General features: G+C 72.6%; 14 protein-coding genes. 10 read left to right on the top strand and 4 right to left on the bottom strand.

Annotated elements, in window-relative coordinates; genetic code table 11:
• Window positions 1-34 precede the first annotated feature (34 nt).
• Window positions 35-1,684, bottom strand: coding sequence for an FAD-dependent oxidoreductase (locus tag ACIPRD_RS23525; RefSeq protein WP_401565662.1), 1,650 nt, complete (start codon window positions 1,682-1,684; stop codon window positions 35-37).
• A 201-nt stretch (window positions 1,685-1,885) separates the two neighbouring features.
• On the opposite strand from ACIPRD_RS23525, the gene ACIPRD_RS23520 reads away from it, so the two are divergent.
• The 7 genes from ACIPRD_RS23520 to ACIPRD_RS23490 all read left to right on the top strand — a co-directional run bounded on the left by ACIPRD_RS23520 (window position 1,886) and on the right by ACIPRD_RS23490 (window position 7,133).
• Complete coding sequence (locus ACIPRD_RS23520) at window positions 1,886-2,968, top strand: SchA/CurD-like domain-containing protein (RefSeq protein ID WP_356404534.1); 1,083 nt, start codon at window positions 1,886-1,888, stop codon at window positions 2,966-2,968.
• 73 nt (window positions 2,969-3,041) lie between these two features.
• Window positions 3,042-3,515: a cupin domain-containing protein gene (locus ACIPRD_RS23515; protein ID WP_356404536.1), complete on the top strand. Its 474-nt coding sequence runs from the start codon at window positions 3,042-3,044 to the stop codon at window positions 3,513-3,515.
• Window positions 3,512-4,771 carry a beta-ketoacyl-[acyl-carrier-protein] synthase family protein gene (locus ACIPRD_RS23510; RefSeq protein ID WP_356404538.1) on the top strand — a complete coding sequence of 420 codons (1,260 nt, stop codon included), beginning with the start codon at window positions 3,512-3,514 and terminating at the stop codon, window positions 4,769-4,771. Before ACIPRD_RS23515 ends, ACIPRD_RS23510 begins: the two co-directional genes overlap by 4 nt.
• An 8-nt stretch (window positions 4,772-4,779) precedes the next feature.
• Complete coding sequence (locus ACIPRD_RS23505) at window positions 4,780-6,045, top strand: ketosynthase chain-length factor (protein WP_356404540.1); 1,266 nt, start codon at window positions 4,780-4,782, stop codon at window positions 6,043-6,045.
• Window positions 6,042-6,293, top strand: a complete 252-nt coding sequence (locus tag ACIPRD_RS23500; protein WP_356404542.1) for an acyl carrier protein — start codon at window positions 6,042-6,044, stop codon at window positions 6,291-6,293. Before ACIPRD_RS23505 ends, ACIPRD_RS23500 begins: the two co-directional genes overlap by 4 nt.
• 1 nt (window position 6,294) lies before the next feature.
• On the top strand, window positions 6,295-6,774 hold the full coding sequence (locus ACIPRD_RS23495; protein ID WP_356404544.1) for an SRPBCC family protein: 480 nt from the start codon (window positions 6,295-6,297) through the stop codon (window positions 6,772-6,774).
• Window positions 6,775-6,809: 35 nt separating this feature from the next.
• Window positions 6,810-7,133 carry a TcmI family type II polyketide cyclase gene (locus ACIPRD_RS23490; protein WP_356404546.1) on the top strand — a complete coding sequence of 108 codons (324 nt, stop codon included), beginning with the start codon at window positions 6,810-6,812 and terminating at the stop codon, window positions 7,131-7,133.
• Between the two features lie 85 nt (window positions 7,134-7,218).
• On the opposite strand, the gene ACIPRD_RS23485 is transcribed toward ACIPRD_RS23490, so the two are convergent.
• Together ACIPRD_RS23485 and ACIPRD_RS23480 are read right to left on the bottom strand one after the other, a co-directional pair.
• Window positions 7,219-8,247, bottom strand: a complete 1,029-nt coding sequence (locus ACIPRD_RS23485) for a methyltransferase (protein ID WP_356404548.1) — start codon at window positions 8,245-8,247, stop codon at window positions 7,219-7,221.
• A gap of 59 nt (window positions 8,248-8,306) precedes the next feature.
• Window positions 8,307-9,383: a right-handed parallel beta-helix repeat-containing protein gene (locus tag ACIPRD_RS23480; RefSeq protein ID WP_356404550.1), complete on the bottom strand. Its 1,077-nt coding sequence runs from the start codon at window positions 9,381-9,383 to the stop codon at window positions 8,307-8,309.
• Between the two features lie 456 nt (window positions 9,384-9,839).
• On the opposite strand from ACIPRD_RS23480, the gene ACIPRD_RS23475 reads away from it, so the two are divergent.
• Entirely contained in the window at window positions 9,840-10,505 is a 666-nt protein-coding gene (locus tag ACIPRD_RS23475; RefSeq protein ID WP_356404552.1) for a rhomboid-like protein, read from the top strand.
• Window positions 10,506-10,515: 10 nt separating this feature from the next.
• Entirely contained in the window at window positions 10,516-11,922 is a 1,407-nt protein-coding gene (locus tag ACIPRD_RS23470; protein ID WP_356404554.1) for an FAD-dependent oxidoreductase, read from the top strand.
• A gap of 55 nt (window positions 11,923-11,977) precedes the next feature.
• Here ACIPRD_RS23470 and ACIPRD_RS23465 read toward each other — a convergent pair whose 3' ends face one another.
• Window positions 11,978-13,492, bottom strand: a complete 1,515-nt coding sequence (locus ACIPRD_RS23465) for an MFS transporter (RefSeq protein WP_401565654.1) — start codon at window positions 13,490-13,492, stop codon at window positions 11,978-11,980.
• 362 nt (window positions 13,493-13,854) lie between these two features.
• On the opposite strand from ACIPRD_RS23465, the gene ACIPRD_RS23460 reads away from it, so the two are divergent.
• The gene (locus ACIPRD_RS23460) at window positions 13,855-14,595 is read left to right on the top strand and encodes a pentapeptide repeat-containing protein (protein ID WP_401565652.1); all 741 of its coding nucleotides are present in this window, start codon (window positions 13,855-13,857) and stop codon (window positions 14,593-14,595) included.
• Window positions 14,596-14,607: the final 12 nt, after the last annotated feature.

Genomic DNA, 14,607 nt, shown 5'->3' with positions numbered 1-14,607 from the left:
GCGCGTGGCCCTGATCGTTTTCGCAGTCAGCAGGTCAGCCGGTGCTCAGGAGCTGCTTGAGCACCTCGCGGAGCGCCCCCTCCGGGTCTGGTGCCGCGGTGGTGGTGCGCCAGGCGATGAAGCCGTCCGGGCGGATCAGGACCGCGCCGTCGGCCGTCGTGCCGTGCAGTTCGGCCCAGTCGGTTTCCGGGGGGTTCCCGGTGTCGTAGGTGAGGTCCGCGTCCGCGCCGGGGCCGACGCGGTAGGCGTCGAGGGGGACGCCGTCCTCGGCGGCGACGCGCAGGGCCGCCGCGTGCCAGCCGGCGTCGTCGGGGGAGTCGGCGAGCAGGACGAGGGAGCGCTCGTACAGGTCGAGGGTGGACAGGCGTCGGCCCGCGCGGCGCACCCACAGGTGCGGGGCGCGGGACCCGGGGCTGCCGTCCAGGCACAGGGTGTCCGGCAGGACGGGGCCGCCGGGGTCGGTGCCGAGGACGGCGCCGTCCGGGTAGCGGTAGCCGAGGACCACGTCGAGGAGGCCGCCGCGCCGGGCGCCGCCCACGCCGGGGGCCGGGGCGAAGCCGGGGTGGCTGTGCTCGACCGAGCGGGCGGAGGCGCGGGCGCTGGTGGCGAGGGCGACGGGGCGGCGCTCGGTGCCGTACGTCTCCAGCAGGCCGGGGCCGGCCCAGCCGTCGAGGACGGCGGCGAGCTTCCAGGCGAGGTTGTGGGCGTCCTGGATGCCGGTGTTGGAGCCGAAGGCGCCGGTGGGTGACATCTCGTGCGCGGAGTCGCCGGCGAGGAAGACGCGTCCGGCGCCGTAGTGGTCGGTGACCCGTTCGGCGGCGCGCCAGGAGGCCATGCCGGTGATTCTCACGTCGAGGGTGTCGCTGCCGACCGCGGCGCGGATGTGGTGGCGGAGACGTTCCTCGGTGAACTCGTCGATGGATTCGCCGCGTTCGGGGTGCCAGGGGGCGTGGAAGACCCAGTTCTCCTTGTTGTCGACGGGCAGCAGGGCGCCGTCGGCTCCGGGGCGGTTGAGGTAGCAGCAGATGAAGCGGCGGTCGCCGACGAGGTCGGCGAGGCGCGCGGAGCGGAAGGTGACGCTGACGTTGGCGAAGAGTTCGCCGGGTCCGCCGTGGGTGATGCCGAGGGCGTCGCGGACCGGGCTGCGGGGGCCGTCGGCGGCGACGAGGTAGTCGGCCCGGACGGTGTAGGTCTCGTCGGTGCCGCGGTCGCGGACGACGGCCGTCACTCCGTCGGCGTCCTGTGCGAAGGACTCCATCCGGTGGAAGTAGCGGAGGTCTCCGCCGAGTTCGCGGGCGTGGTCGACGAGGACGGGTTCGAGGTCGTTCTGGCTGCACAGGCACCAGTTGGTGGGGCTGAAGCGGGCGAGGCCGCCGCCCGGGTCGATGTGCCGGAAGAGCCATTCCCCGGTGTCACCCGCAAGAGTGGGTGTCTGGAGGATGCCGTGGTTGTCGGCGAGGAGTGAGGCCGCGGCCCGGATGCCGGGTTCGGCGCCGGCGACCCGGAACAGCTCCATCGTCCGGACGTTGTTGCCGCGTCCGCGGGGGTGGTGGGAGGTCCCGGAGTGCTTCTCGACGAGCAGGTGCCGCACGCCGAGACGGCCCAGGAACACGGACGCGGACAGTCCCACCAGTGAGCCGCCCACGATGAGGACGGGCACCCGGTGGTCGGCTTTCTGATGCATCGAAGCCTCCAGTGGCTGGGGCGGGGCGTGCGGGGCGTCTGTGACTTCTCATGCCCGGTGGTGCCTCGTCCGCGTGCCCAATCACCCGCGTGGTTCATACGAGTCGCGAGCGTCTGGGGTCCGTCACAGGATCAAGGCACGCTGCCGTCGCTTCCCCCGCGGCGGGCGCCGGTTCTGCCCCCCGAAGGAGATGTGTGCAGGATGACCACGACGTCTGAACGACTTTCGGAAACGCTCACCCGCGAGGTGTCGAAGCGTGTCTCCCAGTCCGTGTTCGACGGTTCGCCGCTGCGGGTCGTGCTTCTGGTCGATGTGTTCGACGGCGCGCAGCAGCAGTTCCTGGAGGCGTACGAGCAGCTGTGCGCGCAGGTCGCGTCGGTGCCGGGTCACGTGAGCGACCAGCTGTGCCAGTCGATCGAGAACCCGTCCCAGTGGCTCATCACCAGCGAGTGGGAGAGCGCCCCGCCGTTCCTCACCTGGGTGAACAGCGAGGAGCACGTGCGGATGGTGGAGCCGCTGCACAGCTGCGTGCGCGACACCCGTTCGCTGCGCTTCCACATCGTCCGTGAGACGTCCGGGGCGTCGGCCGCCGAGAAGTCCGCCGACCGCCGCCTCCAGGCCCACCCGCGCATCGGTGACGGTGTGACCCGGCACGCGCTGACGTTCACGGTGAAGCCGGGCAGCGAGGAGAAGGTCGCGAAGCTGCTCTCGGACTACGAGTCGCCCGAGCCCCAGGTGGACGGCTCGACGCGGCTGTGCCGTACCTCGCTCTACATGCACGGCAACCGCGTGGTGCGGGCCATCGAGGTCCGCGGCGACCTGCTGGCGGCGCTGCGGCACGTGGCGCAGCAGCCCGAGGTGCGGGCCGTGGAGGAGGCGATCAACCCGTACCTGGAGCAGGACCGGGACCTGGACGACCAGGAGTCGGCCCGGCTGTTCTTCACCCGTGCGGCGCTGCCCGCGGTGCATCACGTGAGCGCGGCGGAGCGTCCGGAGGACACGCGGCTGGCGCTGTTCTACCCGGCGCTGCCGGGTGAGGGGATGCGGCTGGCGGAGCTGCTGGCGGCCAGCGACCAGGCGGCGTCGCAGGACCCGTCGAGCCAGGTGCTGCGCAGCACGGTGTTCCAGCGGGACGACGTGGTGGTGCGGCTGGTCGACGTGCGCGGTGTGGACGCGGACGCCCTGCCGCGGGACGCGGCCGCGGCGGCCGAGGCCAGGAAGCTGCTCGCGGGTGAGGCCTCCCGGATGGATCTCGTCACCGACCGTCGCTCGCCGGAGGTCTGATCCGGTGGGCTCGTCCCTTCCCGTAAGCGCCGGCACGGCAGAGCCGGCGGTGGCACAACCAACGGAGGAAGTTGTGGTCAAGCCCCGTCCGAAGATCGTGGACCTGTGCGACACCGAGCCGAACACGCGGCGCGGCGGTGACCTGCGCGCCATGCTGACGCCGGCGACGGTGGGCGCCACCAGCGGTTTCATGGGGGTCGCCATCGTGCAGCCCGGTGACCGCATCGGTGAGCACTACCACCCGTACTCCGAGGAGTTCGTGTACGTCCTGTCCGGCCGGCTGGAGGTCGACCTGGACGGTGAGCCGGTCGCGCTGAAGCCGGAGCAGGGTCTGATGATCCCGGCGCACATGCGGCACCGGTTCCGCAACGTGGGTGACGTGGAGGCGCGGATCGTCTTCCACCTGGGCCCGCTGGCCCCGCGTCCGCAGCTGGGCCACGTCGACACCGAGGAGACGGAGGTCATCGGGGCGGCGGCCGTGATGACCGAGGCGGGTCAGGCGGGTGCGTGCTGCGCGACGGCCGCCAAGGACCAGGTGCCGTCATGACCCGGCGGGTGGCGGTCACCGGCATAGGCATCGTCGCCCCGGGCGGCATCGGCGTTCCGGCGTTCTGGGATCTGCTCGCCAACGGGCGGACCGCGACGCGGGGCATCACGTTCTTCGACCCCTCGGGTCTGCGGTCGCAGATCGCGGCCGAGTGCGACTTCGATCCGACGGCGTACGGGCTGGACGCGCGGCAGGCGGAGCGGGCGGACCGGTACATCCAGTTCGCCCTGGTCGCCGGCGACGAGGCGGTGCTGGACTCGGGTCTGGACCTGACCCAGGAGGACCCCTGGCGGATCGCGGTGTCGGTGGGCACCGCGGTCGGCGGGACCACCCGGCTGGAGCACGACTATGTGCTGGTCAGCCATGGTGGGAAGCGCTGGGACGTGGATCACCGGCAGGCGGAGCCGCAGCTGCACCGGGCGTTCTCGCCCAGCACGGTGGCTTCGTCGGTGGCCGAGCGGTTCGGCGCGCGGGGTCCGGTGCAGACGGTGTCGACGGGCTGCACCTCGGGTCTGGACGCGGTGGGGTACGCCTTCCACACCGTGCAGGAGGGCCGGGCTGACATATGCCTGGCCGGTGCCTCCGACTCGCCGATCTCGCCGATCACGATGGCGTGCTTCGACGCGATCAAGGCGACGTCCCCGAACAACGACGATCCGGCGCACGCCTCGCGGCCCTTCGACAACAACCGTGACGGGTTCGTCATGGGCGAGGGCGGGGCGGTGCTGGTCCTGGAGGAGCTGGAGCACGCGCGGGCCCGGGGTGCGCACGTGTACTGCGAGCTGAGCGGTTACGCGACGTTCGGCAACGCGTACCACATGACGGGTCTGACCAGTGAGGGTCTGGAGATGGCGCGGGCGATCGAGACCGCGCTGGACCAGGCCCGGCTGGACCCGACGGCGATCGACTACGTCAACGCGCACGGCTCGGGCACCCGGCAGAACGACCGCCATGAGACGGCGGCGGTGAAGCGGGCGCTGGGCAGTCACGCGTACGACACCCCGATGAGCTCCATCAAGTCGATGGTGGGTCACTCGCTGGGGGCGATCGGGGCGATCGAGGTGGTGGCCTGTGTGCTGGCGATGGCCAAGCAGGCGATACCGCCGACCGCCAACTACGAGGTCCCCGACCCCGAGTGCGATCTGGACTACGTCCCGCGCACGGCCCGGGAGCGGAAGCTGTCCGGCGTCCTGTCGGTGGGCAGTGGGTTCGGCGGTTTCCAGTCCGCGGTGATCCTGACGCGGCCGAGGGAGTGAGGAACACGATGAGCGCACCGCACGAACGGCGCGCGGTCGTCACCGGAATCGGTGTGATCGCGCCCAACGGGACCGGTACGGACAGCTTCTGGAAGGCCACGCAGGAAGGCGTGAGCGTGCTCGACCGGATCACCCGGGAGGGCTGTGAGGACCTTCCGCTGAAGGTGGCCGGCGAGGTCCGCGCGTTCGACCCGGCGGCGGTCGAGGAGCGGTTCCTGGTGCAGACGGACCGGTTCACGCACTTCGCGATGGCCGCGGCCGACCTGGCGCTGGAGGACGCGCGGCTGGGGCAGGCCGATCTGGCCGCCGACCCCTTCTCCATCGGGGTGGTGACGGCCTCCGGTTCCGGTGGTGGCGAGTTCGGCCAGCGCGAGCTCCAGCAGTTGTGGGGCAAGGGGAGCCGGTTCGTGGGGCCGTACCAGTCGATCGCTTGGTTCTACGCGGCGAGCACCGGTCAGATCTCGATCCGCCGCGGGTTCAAGGGCCCCTGCTCGGTCGTCGCCTCGGACGAGGCGGGCGGTCTGGACGCGCTGGCGCACGCGGCGCGTGCCGTGCGGCGGGGCACGGACGCGATCGTGGCGGGTTCCACCGAGGCGCCGCTGGCGCCGTACTCGATGGTCTGCCAGCTCGGTTACGACGAGCTGAGCCTGGAGCCCGATCCGTCGCGGGCCTACCGCCCGTTCACGGACGCGGCGTGCGGGTTCGTGCCGGCCGAGGGCGGCGGGATGCTCGTGATCGAGTCCGAGGAGGCCGCGCGCAGGCGTGGTGCCGAGGTCCGGGCGGTGGTCGCGGGCCATGCGGCGACCTTCACGGGCGCGTCCCGCTGGGCGGAGTCCCGGGAGGGGCTCGCGCAGGCGATCCGCGGGGCGCTGGACGAGGCCGGCTGTGCCCCGGAGGAGATCGACGTGGTCTTCGCCGACGCCCTCGGGGTGAAGGAGGCCGACCGGGCGGAGGCGCTGGCGCTGGTGGACGCGCTGGGCGTGCACGGGACCCGGGTGCCGGTGACGGCGCCGAAGACGGGCACCGGGCGCGGTTACTGCGCGGCGCCGGTGCTGGACTGCGCCGCGGCGGTGCTCGCGATGGAGCACGGCCTGATCCCGCCGACGCCGAACGTGTTCGACGTCAGTCAGGACTTCGACCTCGTGACCGGGCGTGCCCGGGTCGCCGAGCCCCGTACGGCGCTGGTGCTCAGCCGGGGGCTGATGGGGTCGAACTCGGCGCTGGTGCTGCGGCACGGCGCTTCGCAGGCGAACAGGAAAGGAGCAAGCGCATGACTCAGATCACCGTGGTGGAGCTGGCCGCGCTGATGAAGAAGGCCGCCGGCGTCACCGCCTCCCCGGAGGTGCTGGAGCTGCCGGAGACCGCTTTCGAGACGCTGGGCGTGGACTCGCTCGGTCTGCTCGGCATCGTGGGCGAGCTGGAGAACCGGCACGGTACGCCGATGCCGGTCGACGCGGAGCGCTGCAGGACGCCCCAGGAGTTCCTTCAGCTCGTCAACAGCACTCTGATGGCAGGAGCCTGAGATGGCAGGACACACGCAGAACGAGATCACGATCGGTGCTCCGCTGGAGCTGGTCTGGGAGATGACCAACGATCTGGAGAACTGGCCGCAGCTGTTCAGCGAGTACGCCTCGGTGGAGGTGCTGGAGCGCGAGGGCCGCAGGACGACGTTCCGGCTGACCATGCACCCCGACGAGAACGGGACCGTGTGGAGCTGGGTGTCGGAGCGCGAGCCCGACCCGGCCACGCGGACGGTGAAGGCGCGCCGGGTGGAGACGGGTCCGTTCGCCCACATGGACATCCACTGGGCGTACGAGGAGGTGCCCGCGGGGACGCGGATGGTCTGGACGCAGGACTTCGCGATGAAGCCGGAGGCTCCGGTCGACGACGACTGGATGACCGACAACATCAACAAGAACTCCAAGATCCAGATGGCTCTCATCCGGGACAAGATCGAGAAGGCGGCGGCCGGTCAGCGGCCCGCGCCGGCCGCGGCCGGTTGAGCCGGCGCCGGGAGAGGGACGAAAGGGAACAGCGCATGCACCAGGCACTGATCGTCGCCCGGATGGCTCCGGGGTCGGCCCAGGACATCGCGAAGATCTTCGCGGAGTCGGACCGGGGCGAGCTGCCGCACCTCATCGGGGTGCGCCGCCGCAGTCTCTTCCAGTTCGGCGATGTGTACATGCACCTGGTCGAGTCGGACCGTGAACCGGGCCCGGCCATCGCCAAGGTGACGGACCACCCCGAGTTCCGGGGGATCAGCGACCGTCTGTCGTCGTACGTCAGCGCGTACGACCCCGAGACGTGGAGGTCCCCCAAGGACGCGATGGCGCAGCGCTTCTACCTGTGGGAGCGCGACTGAGCCGTACGGCTGCCGCCGGACGGCCACCGGCCGCCGGGCCCGCGACTCTGCGGGCCCGGCGGCCGGTGCTCTGTGCGGGTGTACGTCACCCGGGGACGTGGCAGTCGAAGGCGTGCAGGTAGGGGTTGACGGGGCTGATGTCGTCGATGACCAGGCCCGCCGCGGTCAGCCGGCCGCGCATGCTCTCGGTGGTGTGCTTGGCACCGCCGACGTTGAGCAGGAGCAGCAGGTCCATGGCGGTGCTGAAGCGCATGGAGGGGGTGTCGTCGACGAGGTTCTCGATGACGATGACCCGGGTGCCGGGGCCGCCGGCCGCCACCACGCCCGCGAGGGTGCGGGCGGTGGACTCGTCGTCCCACTCGAGGATGTTCTTGATGACGTAGACGTCGGCCTCGACCGGGATCCCGGCGCGGACGTCGCCGGGCACGATCCGGGCGCGGGAGGCGAGGTCGCCGCCCTCGCGGAGCCGGGGCAGGGCGTTCTCCACGACGCGGGGCAGGTCGAGCAGGCTGCCGTGCATCGCCGGGTACTTGTCCAGCAGACAGGCGACGACGTGTCCCTGTCCGCCGCCGATGTCGGCGACCGACTTGGCGCCGGTGAGGTCGAGGAGGGCCGCGACCTCGCGCGCCGACTGCTCGCTGGAGCGGGTCATGGCGCGGTTGAAGACGTCCGCGGACTCGGGGGCGTCCTCGTTGAGGTAGGTGAAGAACTCCTTGCCGTAGAGGTCCTCCACGACGTTCTTCCCGGTGCGGACGGCCTCGTCGAGCTTCGGCCAGGCGTCCCAGGTCCACGGCTCGGTGCACCACAGGGCGATGGCCCGCAGGCTGCCCGGGTCGTCCTCGCGCAGCAGCCGGGACATCTCGGTGTGCGCGAAGGTGCCGTCGGGCCGCTCGGCGAAGACGCCGTAGCAGGACAGGGCGCGCAGCAGCCGGCGCAGCGGCTTGGGCTCGCTCTTCACGGCGGCCGCGAGGTCCTCCACGGCCATCGGTTCGTCGTCCAGCGCGTCGGCGACGCCGAGCCGGGCGGCGGCCCGGACGGCGGCGGCGCAGGCTGCCCCGAACACCAGCTCGCGGAGCCGCATCGGGGGCGGTGGGGCTGTCTCAGCGGTCGTCATCTGCCGCCCTTTCTCGTTCTTCGGCCTTCGTCGGTCCTTCAGGGGGAGCGGGCGGGCGGTCAGCACAGGCCCGCGGGCTTCGAGGCCCGGCAGGAGTTGCGCTGGAAGGTGTTGCTCCTGCCCGGCTCGGTGTTCACGAGGTCCGCCGGGGCGTTGTCCGCCAGCGTGTTGTCCTCGATGCTGTTCATGTCGTTGGTGGCACCGACGAAGCTCTTGAACAGGACGATGCCGCCCGACAGCGGGGAGTCGCCGGTGTTGCCGGTGACCAGGTTGCCGCTCACCCGGGTGTGCTCGGCGCCGGTGAGGACGATGCCGGAGCCCTGGATCGCGGGCAGCCGGTCCGTCTTGGCGCACGACTTGTTGTTGCTGACGACGCGGTTGCCGGTGACGCTCACGTCGCCGGCCTTCGGCGTGTTCTCGTCCCCGACGACGAAGACACCGGCGCAGTTGCCGCTGATGCCGTTCTGGTCGACGGTGACGCCGCGCAGCCGGCGGACGGTGACGCCGATGCGGTTGCCGTCGAGCCTGTTGTGCGCGACCAGCGTGCCTTCCGCGTCGTAGGCGCCCGCTTCCTCGGTGATGGTGTTGGCGAGGATCACGCCGGCGTCACCGTTGCCGTGGACGTAGTTCTCCCTGATGACGCCGCGCACGGACCGCTCCTGGGCGATGCCCCACACGCCGTTGTCCACGGCGTACACGTGACGGACGGTCAGGTGGTCGGTGCCCATGCCGAACACGCCGGTGCGGCTGAAGCCGGTGGCGGTCAGGTCGGCGACGGTGACGTCCTTGACGTTCTCGTCCTTGGTGCCGATGACACAGATGCCGTTGCCGCTCTCGGCGCAGCCGGCGTGGGCCCGGGCGGCGGCCTTCGTGCCGGCGGCGGCCGGCATGAGGACCGTCCGGGCGCCGACGCCGCGCAGGGTCACCTCGGGCGTGCCGATGGTGACGCTCTCGTGGTAGGTGCCGGCGAGGACGAGGACGGTGTCGCCGGGCTGTGCGGCGTCCACCGCCTTCTGGATGGACTGGCCGGGGTTGACCACCAGGACCTGGTGGGCGGCCGACGCGGGTGTCGCGCCCAGTCCCGCGCCGACGAGGGCGGCGGTGCACGCGAGATATGCGAGATGACATCTCTTCATACCGCGTACGGTATGACCTGTTTATCCGGGTACGCCGGGATACGCCGTCCGGCGGCGTGTCAGTGCCCGCCCGCGCCCCGGCCGCCGTCCGCCGCGCCCCGGTCGCCGTCCGCCGAGCCCCGGCCGCCGTCTGCCGTCCGCCGGCCGCCGTCTGCCGTCCGCCGGTCGCCGTCCGCCGTCTGCCGAGCGCTCCCCCGCCGTCCGCCGAGCGCGGTCCCGTCGGCCTCCGTCCGCCGTCCCGCACGTACGCCGTCCGGTTGTACGTGCGGCGTGCGCGGCCCGTCCGCCGGTGCCCCGGACCTCGGTCGTGCCGTCACCCGGTCGGCGCAGCCGGGGCGGAGGGGAGCGGTGCGGGGGCCGGGCGGGCGGTACGGCGACGCGGGCCGCTCGAATCTCTCCTGAGGAGCCGCCGGCTCGCCAGGCAGCGCGATCACCTTGCCGACCATACTGACGGACATGGACCGGATCACAGGGTTTCGGCGTGGGCTCCGGGCGGTCGCGGACTACGTCCGGGCCGCGCCGGGCACCTACCTGTGGCTGACGGTCCTGTTCTTCACCACGGTCGCCCTGCACCACATGTCACCGGCCTTCGAGCACGACTTCCTGCGGCAGCGCTCCACCAACATCCACGAGCTGTCGCGGAACCCGGTCCGGGTGCTGTTCACCAGCGCGATGTGGATCGACGGCGGGCACTGGCTGCCGTACGCCGCGCTCTACAGCCTCTTCCACGCCCAGACCGAACGCTGGCTCGGCACCGCGCGCTGGCTCGCGGTGTGCGCCGCCGCGCACGTGTTCGCCACGCTGATCAGCGAGCTGGCGCTGCTGAAGGCGATCCGCGACGGACACGCCCCGCACTCGGCCGTCGACACGCTCGACATCGGCGTCAGCTACGCGCTGGCGGGGGTGATGGGGGTGCTCACCTACCGCATCGCGGTGCCCTGGCGGTACCCGTACCTGGCCGTCCTGGCCGCCGTGTACGCGATACCGCTCGTCACCGGCCGCACCTTCACCGACTTCGGCCACGCGCTCTCCGTGGCCATCGGGCTGGCGTGCGCGCCGCTGGCCGGGGGCCGCGGAAGACGATGGAATCCGAAGGAGACACCGGCCGCCCTCAGGGGTTAACGTCCCGCGCATGACAAGCGCGGCGAGCGGCACGGTCAACGGCGGCATCTCCTACTGGTACGCGCACGACGGCCTGCCCGCGGTGCGCGAGCCGCTGACCGGGGACGCGTCGGCCGACGTGGTGATCGTCGGCGGCGGCTACACGGGACTGTGGACCGCCTACTACCTGAAGAAGGCCGCCCCCTTCCTGCGGATCACCGTCCTGGAGCAGAAGTTCTGCGGTTACGGCGCCTCCGGCCGCAACGGCGGCTGGCTGTACAACGGTGTCGCCGGCCGCGACCGGTACGCCGCGCTGCACGGCCACGAGGCCGCGGTCCGCCTCCAGCGCGCCATGAACGACACCGTCACCGAGGTGATCGCGGTCGCCGGGGCGGAGGGCATCGACGCCGACGTGCACCGGGGCGGGGTGCTGGAGGTGGCGACCACCCCCGCCCAGCTGGCCCGGCTCAAGGCGTTCCACGCGCACGAGCTGTCGTACGGCGAGAAGGACCGCGAGCTGTACGGCGCCCGGGAGACCGCCGCGCGGATCCGGGTCGCGGACGCCGTCGGCGCGTCCTGGACCCCGCACGGGGCCCGGCTGCACCCGGGCAAGCTGGTGAAGGGGCTCGCGGCGGCCGTCGAGGCGCTCGGGGTCACCGTCCACGAGTCGACCCCGGTGACGGAGATCCGCCCCCGGCACGCCGTGACCCCCTACGGCACGGTCCGCGCCTCCTACGTCCTGCGCTGCACCGAGGGCTTCACCGCGTCCCTGAAGGGCCAGAAGCGCACCTGGCTGCCGATGAACTCCTCGATGATCGCCACCGAGCCGCTGACCGAGGCGCAGTGGGCGGCGATCGGCTGGGAGGGACGCGAGACCCTGGGCGACATGGCGCACGCCTATATGTACGCCCAGCGCACCGCCGACGGCCGGATCGCGCTGGGCGGGCGCGGGGTGCCGTACCGCTTCGGCTCGCGCACCGACAACGACGGCCGCACGCGGGCCAGGACGGTCGAGGCGCTCGGGGAGATCCTGGTCCGCTTCTTCCCCGCCCTGGCCGGGGTCCGGATCGCGCACGCCTGGTCCGGCGTCCTCGGCGTGCCCCGCGACTGGTGCGCCTCGGTCTCCCTCGACCGGGCCACCGGGCTCGGCTGGGCGGGCGGTTACGTCGGCTCCGGCGTGGCCACCGCCAACCTGGCCGCCCGCACCCTGCGCGACCTCGTCCAGCGGGACTCGGGCCAGGCGGGCGGCACCGAGCTGACCGCACTGCCCTGGGTGGACCACCGGGTGCGCCGATGGGAGCCGGAACCCCTGCGCTGGCTGGGCGTGCAGGGCATGTACGCCACCTACCGCGCCGCCGACGAACGCGAGCGCCGCCGCCCCGCCACGGCCTCCTCCCGCCTGGCCCGCGCGGCGGACCGCCTGGCGGGCCGCCACTGAGGCGGGGACGCGCCGGCGGGAGCGCTCCTGCCGGGGCGTCCGTCTACCCGCGGGCTCAGCCGACCGATTCCGTCACCGGGGTGCTGGCCCGGGTGCTGTGGCCGGGGGCCTTGGCCGTGATCAGGAGGGCCGCCGTCAGGGCCGCCGTCAGCATGACGCCGGCCGCCCACCAGATGGCCACCGTGTAGCCGTGCACCACGCCCTCGGGGAGGACGACGGCCCGGTCGGCCGGGCGGCGCACGTGCGCGGCGATGTAGGCGGCGCTGCTGGTGGTGGCGATGGTGTTGAGCAGGGCCGTGCCGATGGAGCCGCCGACCTGCTGGGCGGTGTTCACGGTCGCCGAGGTGACCCCGGCGTCGCGCGGGGCGACACCGGCGGTGGCGGTGGCGAAGATCGGCATGAAGGTCAGGCCCATGCCGAGCCCGAGCAGCAGCAGGGAGGGCAGGATCTCGGTGGTGTAGGAGGAGCCGACCCGCATCCGGGTGAGCAGCAGCAGTCCGGCGACGGCCAGGAGCAGGCCGGGCACCATGAGCAGCCGGGGCGGCACGCGGCCCAGCAGGCGGGCCGATATCTGGGTCGAGCCGGCGATGATCGCGGCGGTCAGCGGCAGGAACGCGAGACCGGCCCTGACCGGCGAGTAGCCGAGGATGACCTGGAGGTAGTAGGTCATGAACAGGAACAGCCCGAACATGCCGATCACCGCGAGCGTCATGGTCAGGAAGCAGCCCGCCCGGTCGCGGTCCCTGACGATGTGCAGCGGCAGCAGCGGGCTGGGCGCCCGGGTCTGCCACCACACGAAGGCGGCCAGCAGCAGCGCGCCGCCCGCGAACAGGGCCAGGACCAGGGGGTCGGTCCAGCCGCGCGGCTCGGCCTCGCTGAAGCCGTAGACGACGGCCACCAGGCCACCGCAGCCGAGGAGCACGCCGGGCACATCGAGCCGGGCACCGCGGGCGCCCGGCCGGTCGCGCAGCAGGGCGAAGGCTCCGGCGACCGCGAGGACCGCGATGGGCACGTTGACGTACAGGCACCAGCGCCAGTTCAGGTACTGGGTGAGCAGCCCGCCGACGATGAAGCCGATGGCCGAGCCGCTGCCGGCCAGGGCGCCGTAGACGCCGAAGGCCTTGCCGCGTTCCCGCGGGTCGGTGAAGGCGGTCGTCAGCAGGGACAGCGCGGAGGGCGCGAGGACGGCGGCGAAGGCGCCCTGGAGGGCGCGGGCGCCGAAGAGCATGGCGGGGCCGGTCGCGCCCCCGCCGAGCGCGGAGGCGAGCGCGAAGCCGGTCAGGCCGATGACGAAGGTGCGCTTGCGGCCCACCAGGTCGGCTATCCGGCCGCCCAGCAGGAGCAGACCGCCGAAGGCGAGCGAGTAGGCGGTGATCACCCACTGCCGGTTGCCGTCCGACATGTGCAGATCATGCTGTGCGGAGGGGAGCGCGATGTTCACGATCGTCGCGTCCAGGACCACCATCAGCTGGGCCAGCGCGATGACGACGAGGGCCCACCAGCGGTGTGGATCGGGTGCCCCGGCCTCCGTGCGCGGCTGGGGCTGATCACTCGTCCGGCCGTCGTCCATCTGGCCAGAAGACCACGGATCGGGACGTACTGCATCCGGGTGAAGAGGGGTGCGGGACTGCTTCTCCATGGTGCGGCGCCGCCTTTCCAACGACGTGCGGTGCCCCCGTGAGCGACCGCGTTCTCGCAGGACGGACGACAGGGCGGCCGGGACTGTGACATCCCGGTCCGCGCCGCCGGAAATCCCGGTCCGCGCCGCCGGAAATCCCTGTCCGAGCCACCGGAAATCCCTGTCCGAGCCACCGGACGTCCCGGTCCGCGCCGCCGGACGTCCCGGTCCCCGCTCCTGCCCGTGGGGCGGCGCGGGCGGCGCGGGCGGGGCGGGCCGGACGCGTTGTCGGTGGCGGGGTGCAGCATGGGGCCATGGCGAGGCGAGCGACGGGTACGGGCGGTGCGGCGGTGCGGACGGACACACGGGCGGGTGCGCGGACCGGGGTGAAGGGTGCGCGGACCGGGGTGAAGGGCGCGCGGCGTCCCGAGCTGCGGCTTCCGGAGCTGCGGCCCTGGGCGGACGGGGAGCTGGAGCCCGACGGCGACTACGACGGACTGGAGCTGCGGGAGGCGGACCTGGCGGGGCAGGACGGGGCGGGCGCCCGGTTCATGGACTGCGCGCTGACGGGCTGCGCGCTGGACGAGACGGCCCTGGGCCGGGCCCGGTTCCTGGACTCGGTCCTGACCGCCCCCAAGGGGGTGGGCACCCATCTGGCCGAGGCCACGTTCCGTGACGTCGAGGTGGCCGACGCCCGCCTGGGCGGCGCCCAGCTCCACGGCGCCGTGCTGGAACGCGTGGTCTTCCGGGGCGGCAAGCTCGACTTCCTCAACTTCCGCGAGGCCCGGCTGAAGGACGTCGTCTTCGAGTCCTGCGTGCTGGTCGAACCGGACTTCGCCGGTGCCCGTCTGGAACGGGTGGAGTTCGTGGACTGCGCGCTCAGGGAGGCCGACTTCGGCGGGGCCGTCCTGAAGGACGTGGACCTGCGCGGGGCCGCGCCCCTGGAGATCACCCGGGGCCTCGGCCGGCTGGCCGGAGCGGTGATCGGCACCGGGCAGCTGCTGGATCTGGCGCCGGCCCTCGCGGCGGAACTGGGGATCAGGGTGGAGGACTGAGCGGCGCCCGCC

Source organism: Streptomyces sp. NPDC090108, assembly GCF_044747185.1.
In the GTDB taxonomy this organism is placed as follows: Bacteria; Actinomycetota; Actinomycetes; order Streptomycetales; family Streptomycetaceae; genus Streptomyces.
This window is presented reverse-complemented; position numbering and strand designations above follow the sequence as displayed.

Bases quoted from the DNA above. Each gene is read 5' to 3' on its own strand.
- ACIPRD_RS23525 (WP_401565662.1), bottom strand. From the start codon at position 1,684: ATGCATCAGAAAGCCGACCACCGGGTGCCCGTCCTCATCGTGGGCGGC.
- ACIPRD_RS23520 (WP_356404534.1), top strand. From the start codon at position 1,886: ATGACCACGACGTCTGAACGACTTTCGGAAACGCTCACCCGCGAGGTG.
- ACIPRD_RS23510 (WP_356404538.1), top strand. From the start codon at position 3,512: ATGACCCGGCGGGTGGCGGTCACCGGCATAGGCATCGTCGCCCCGGGC.
- ACIPRD_RS23505 (WP_356404540.1), top strand. From the start codon at position 4,780: ATGAGCGCACCGCACGAACGGCGCGCGGTCGTCACCGGAATCGGTGTG.
- ACIPRD_RS23500 (WP_356404542.1), top strand. From the start codon at position 6,042: ATGACTCAGATCACCGTGGTGGAGCTGGCCGCGCTGATGAAGAAGGCC.
- ACIPRD_RS23495 (WP_356404544.1), top strand. From the start codon at position 6,295: ATGGCAGGACACACGCAGAACGAGATCACGATCGGTGCTCCGCTGGAG.
- ACIPRD_RS23490 (WP_356404546.1), top strand. From the start codon at position 6,810: ATGCACCAGGCACTGATCGTCGCCCGGATGGCTCCGGGGTCGGCCCAG.
- ACIPRD_RS23485 (WP_356404548.1), bottom strand. From the start codon at position 8,247: ATGACGACCGCTGAGACAGCCCCACCGCCCCCGATGCGGCTCCGCGAG.
- ACIPRD_RS23480 (WP_356404550.1), bottom strand. From the start codon at position 9,383: ATGAAGAGATGTCATCTCGCATATCTCGCGTGCACCGCCGCCCTCGTC.
- ACIPRD_RS23475 (WP_356404552.1), top strand. From the start codon at position 9,840: ATGGACCGGATCACAGGGTTTCGGCGTGGGCTCCGGGCGGTCGCGGAC.
- ACIPRD_RS23470 (WP_356404554.1), top strand. From the start codon at position 10,516: ATGACAAGCGCGGCGAGCGGCACGGTCAACGGCGGCATCTCCTACTGG.
- ACIPRD_RS23465 (WP_401565654.1), bottom strand. From the start codon at position 13,492: ATGGACGACGGCCGGACGAGTGATCAGCCCCAGCCGCGCACGGAGGCC.
- ACIPRD_RS23460 (WP_401565652.1), top strand. From the start codon at position 13,855: ATGGCGAGGCGAGCGACGGGTACGGGCGGTGCGGCGGTGCGGACGGAC.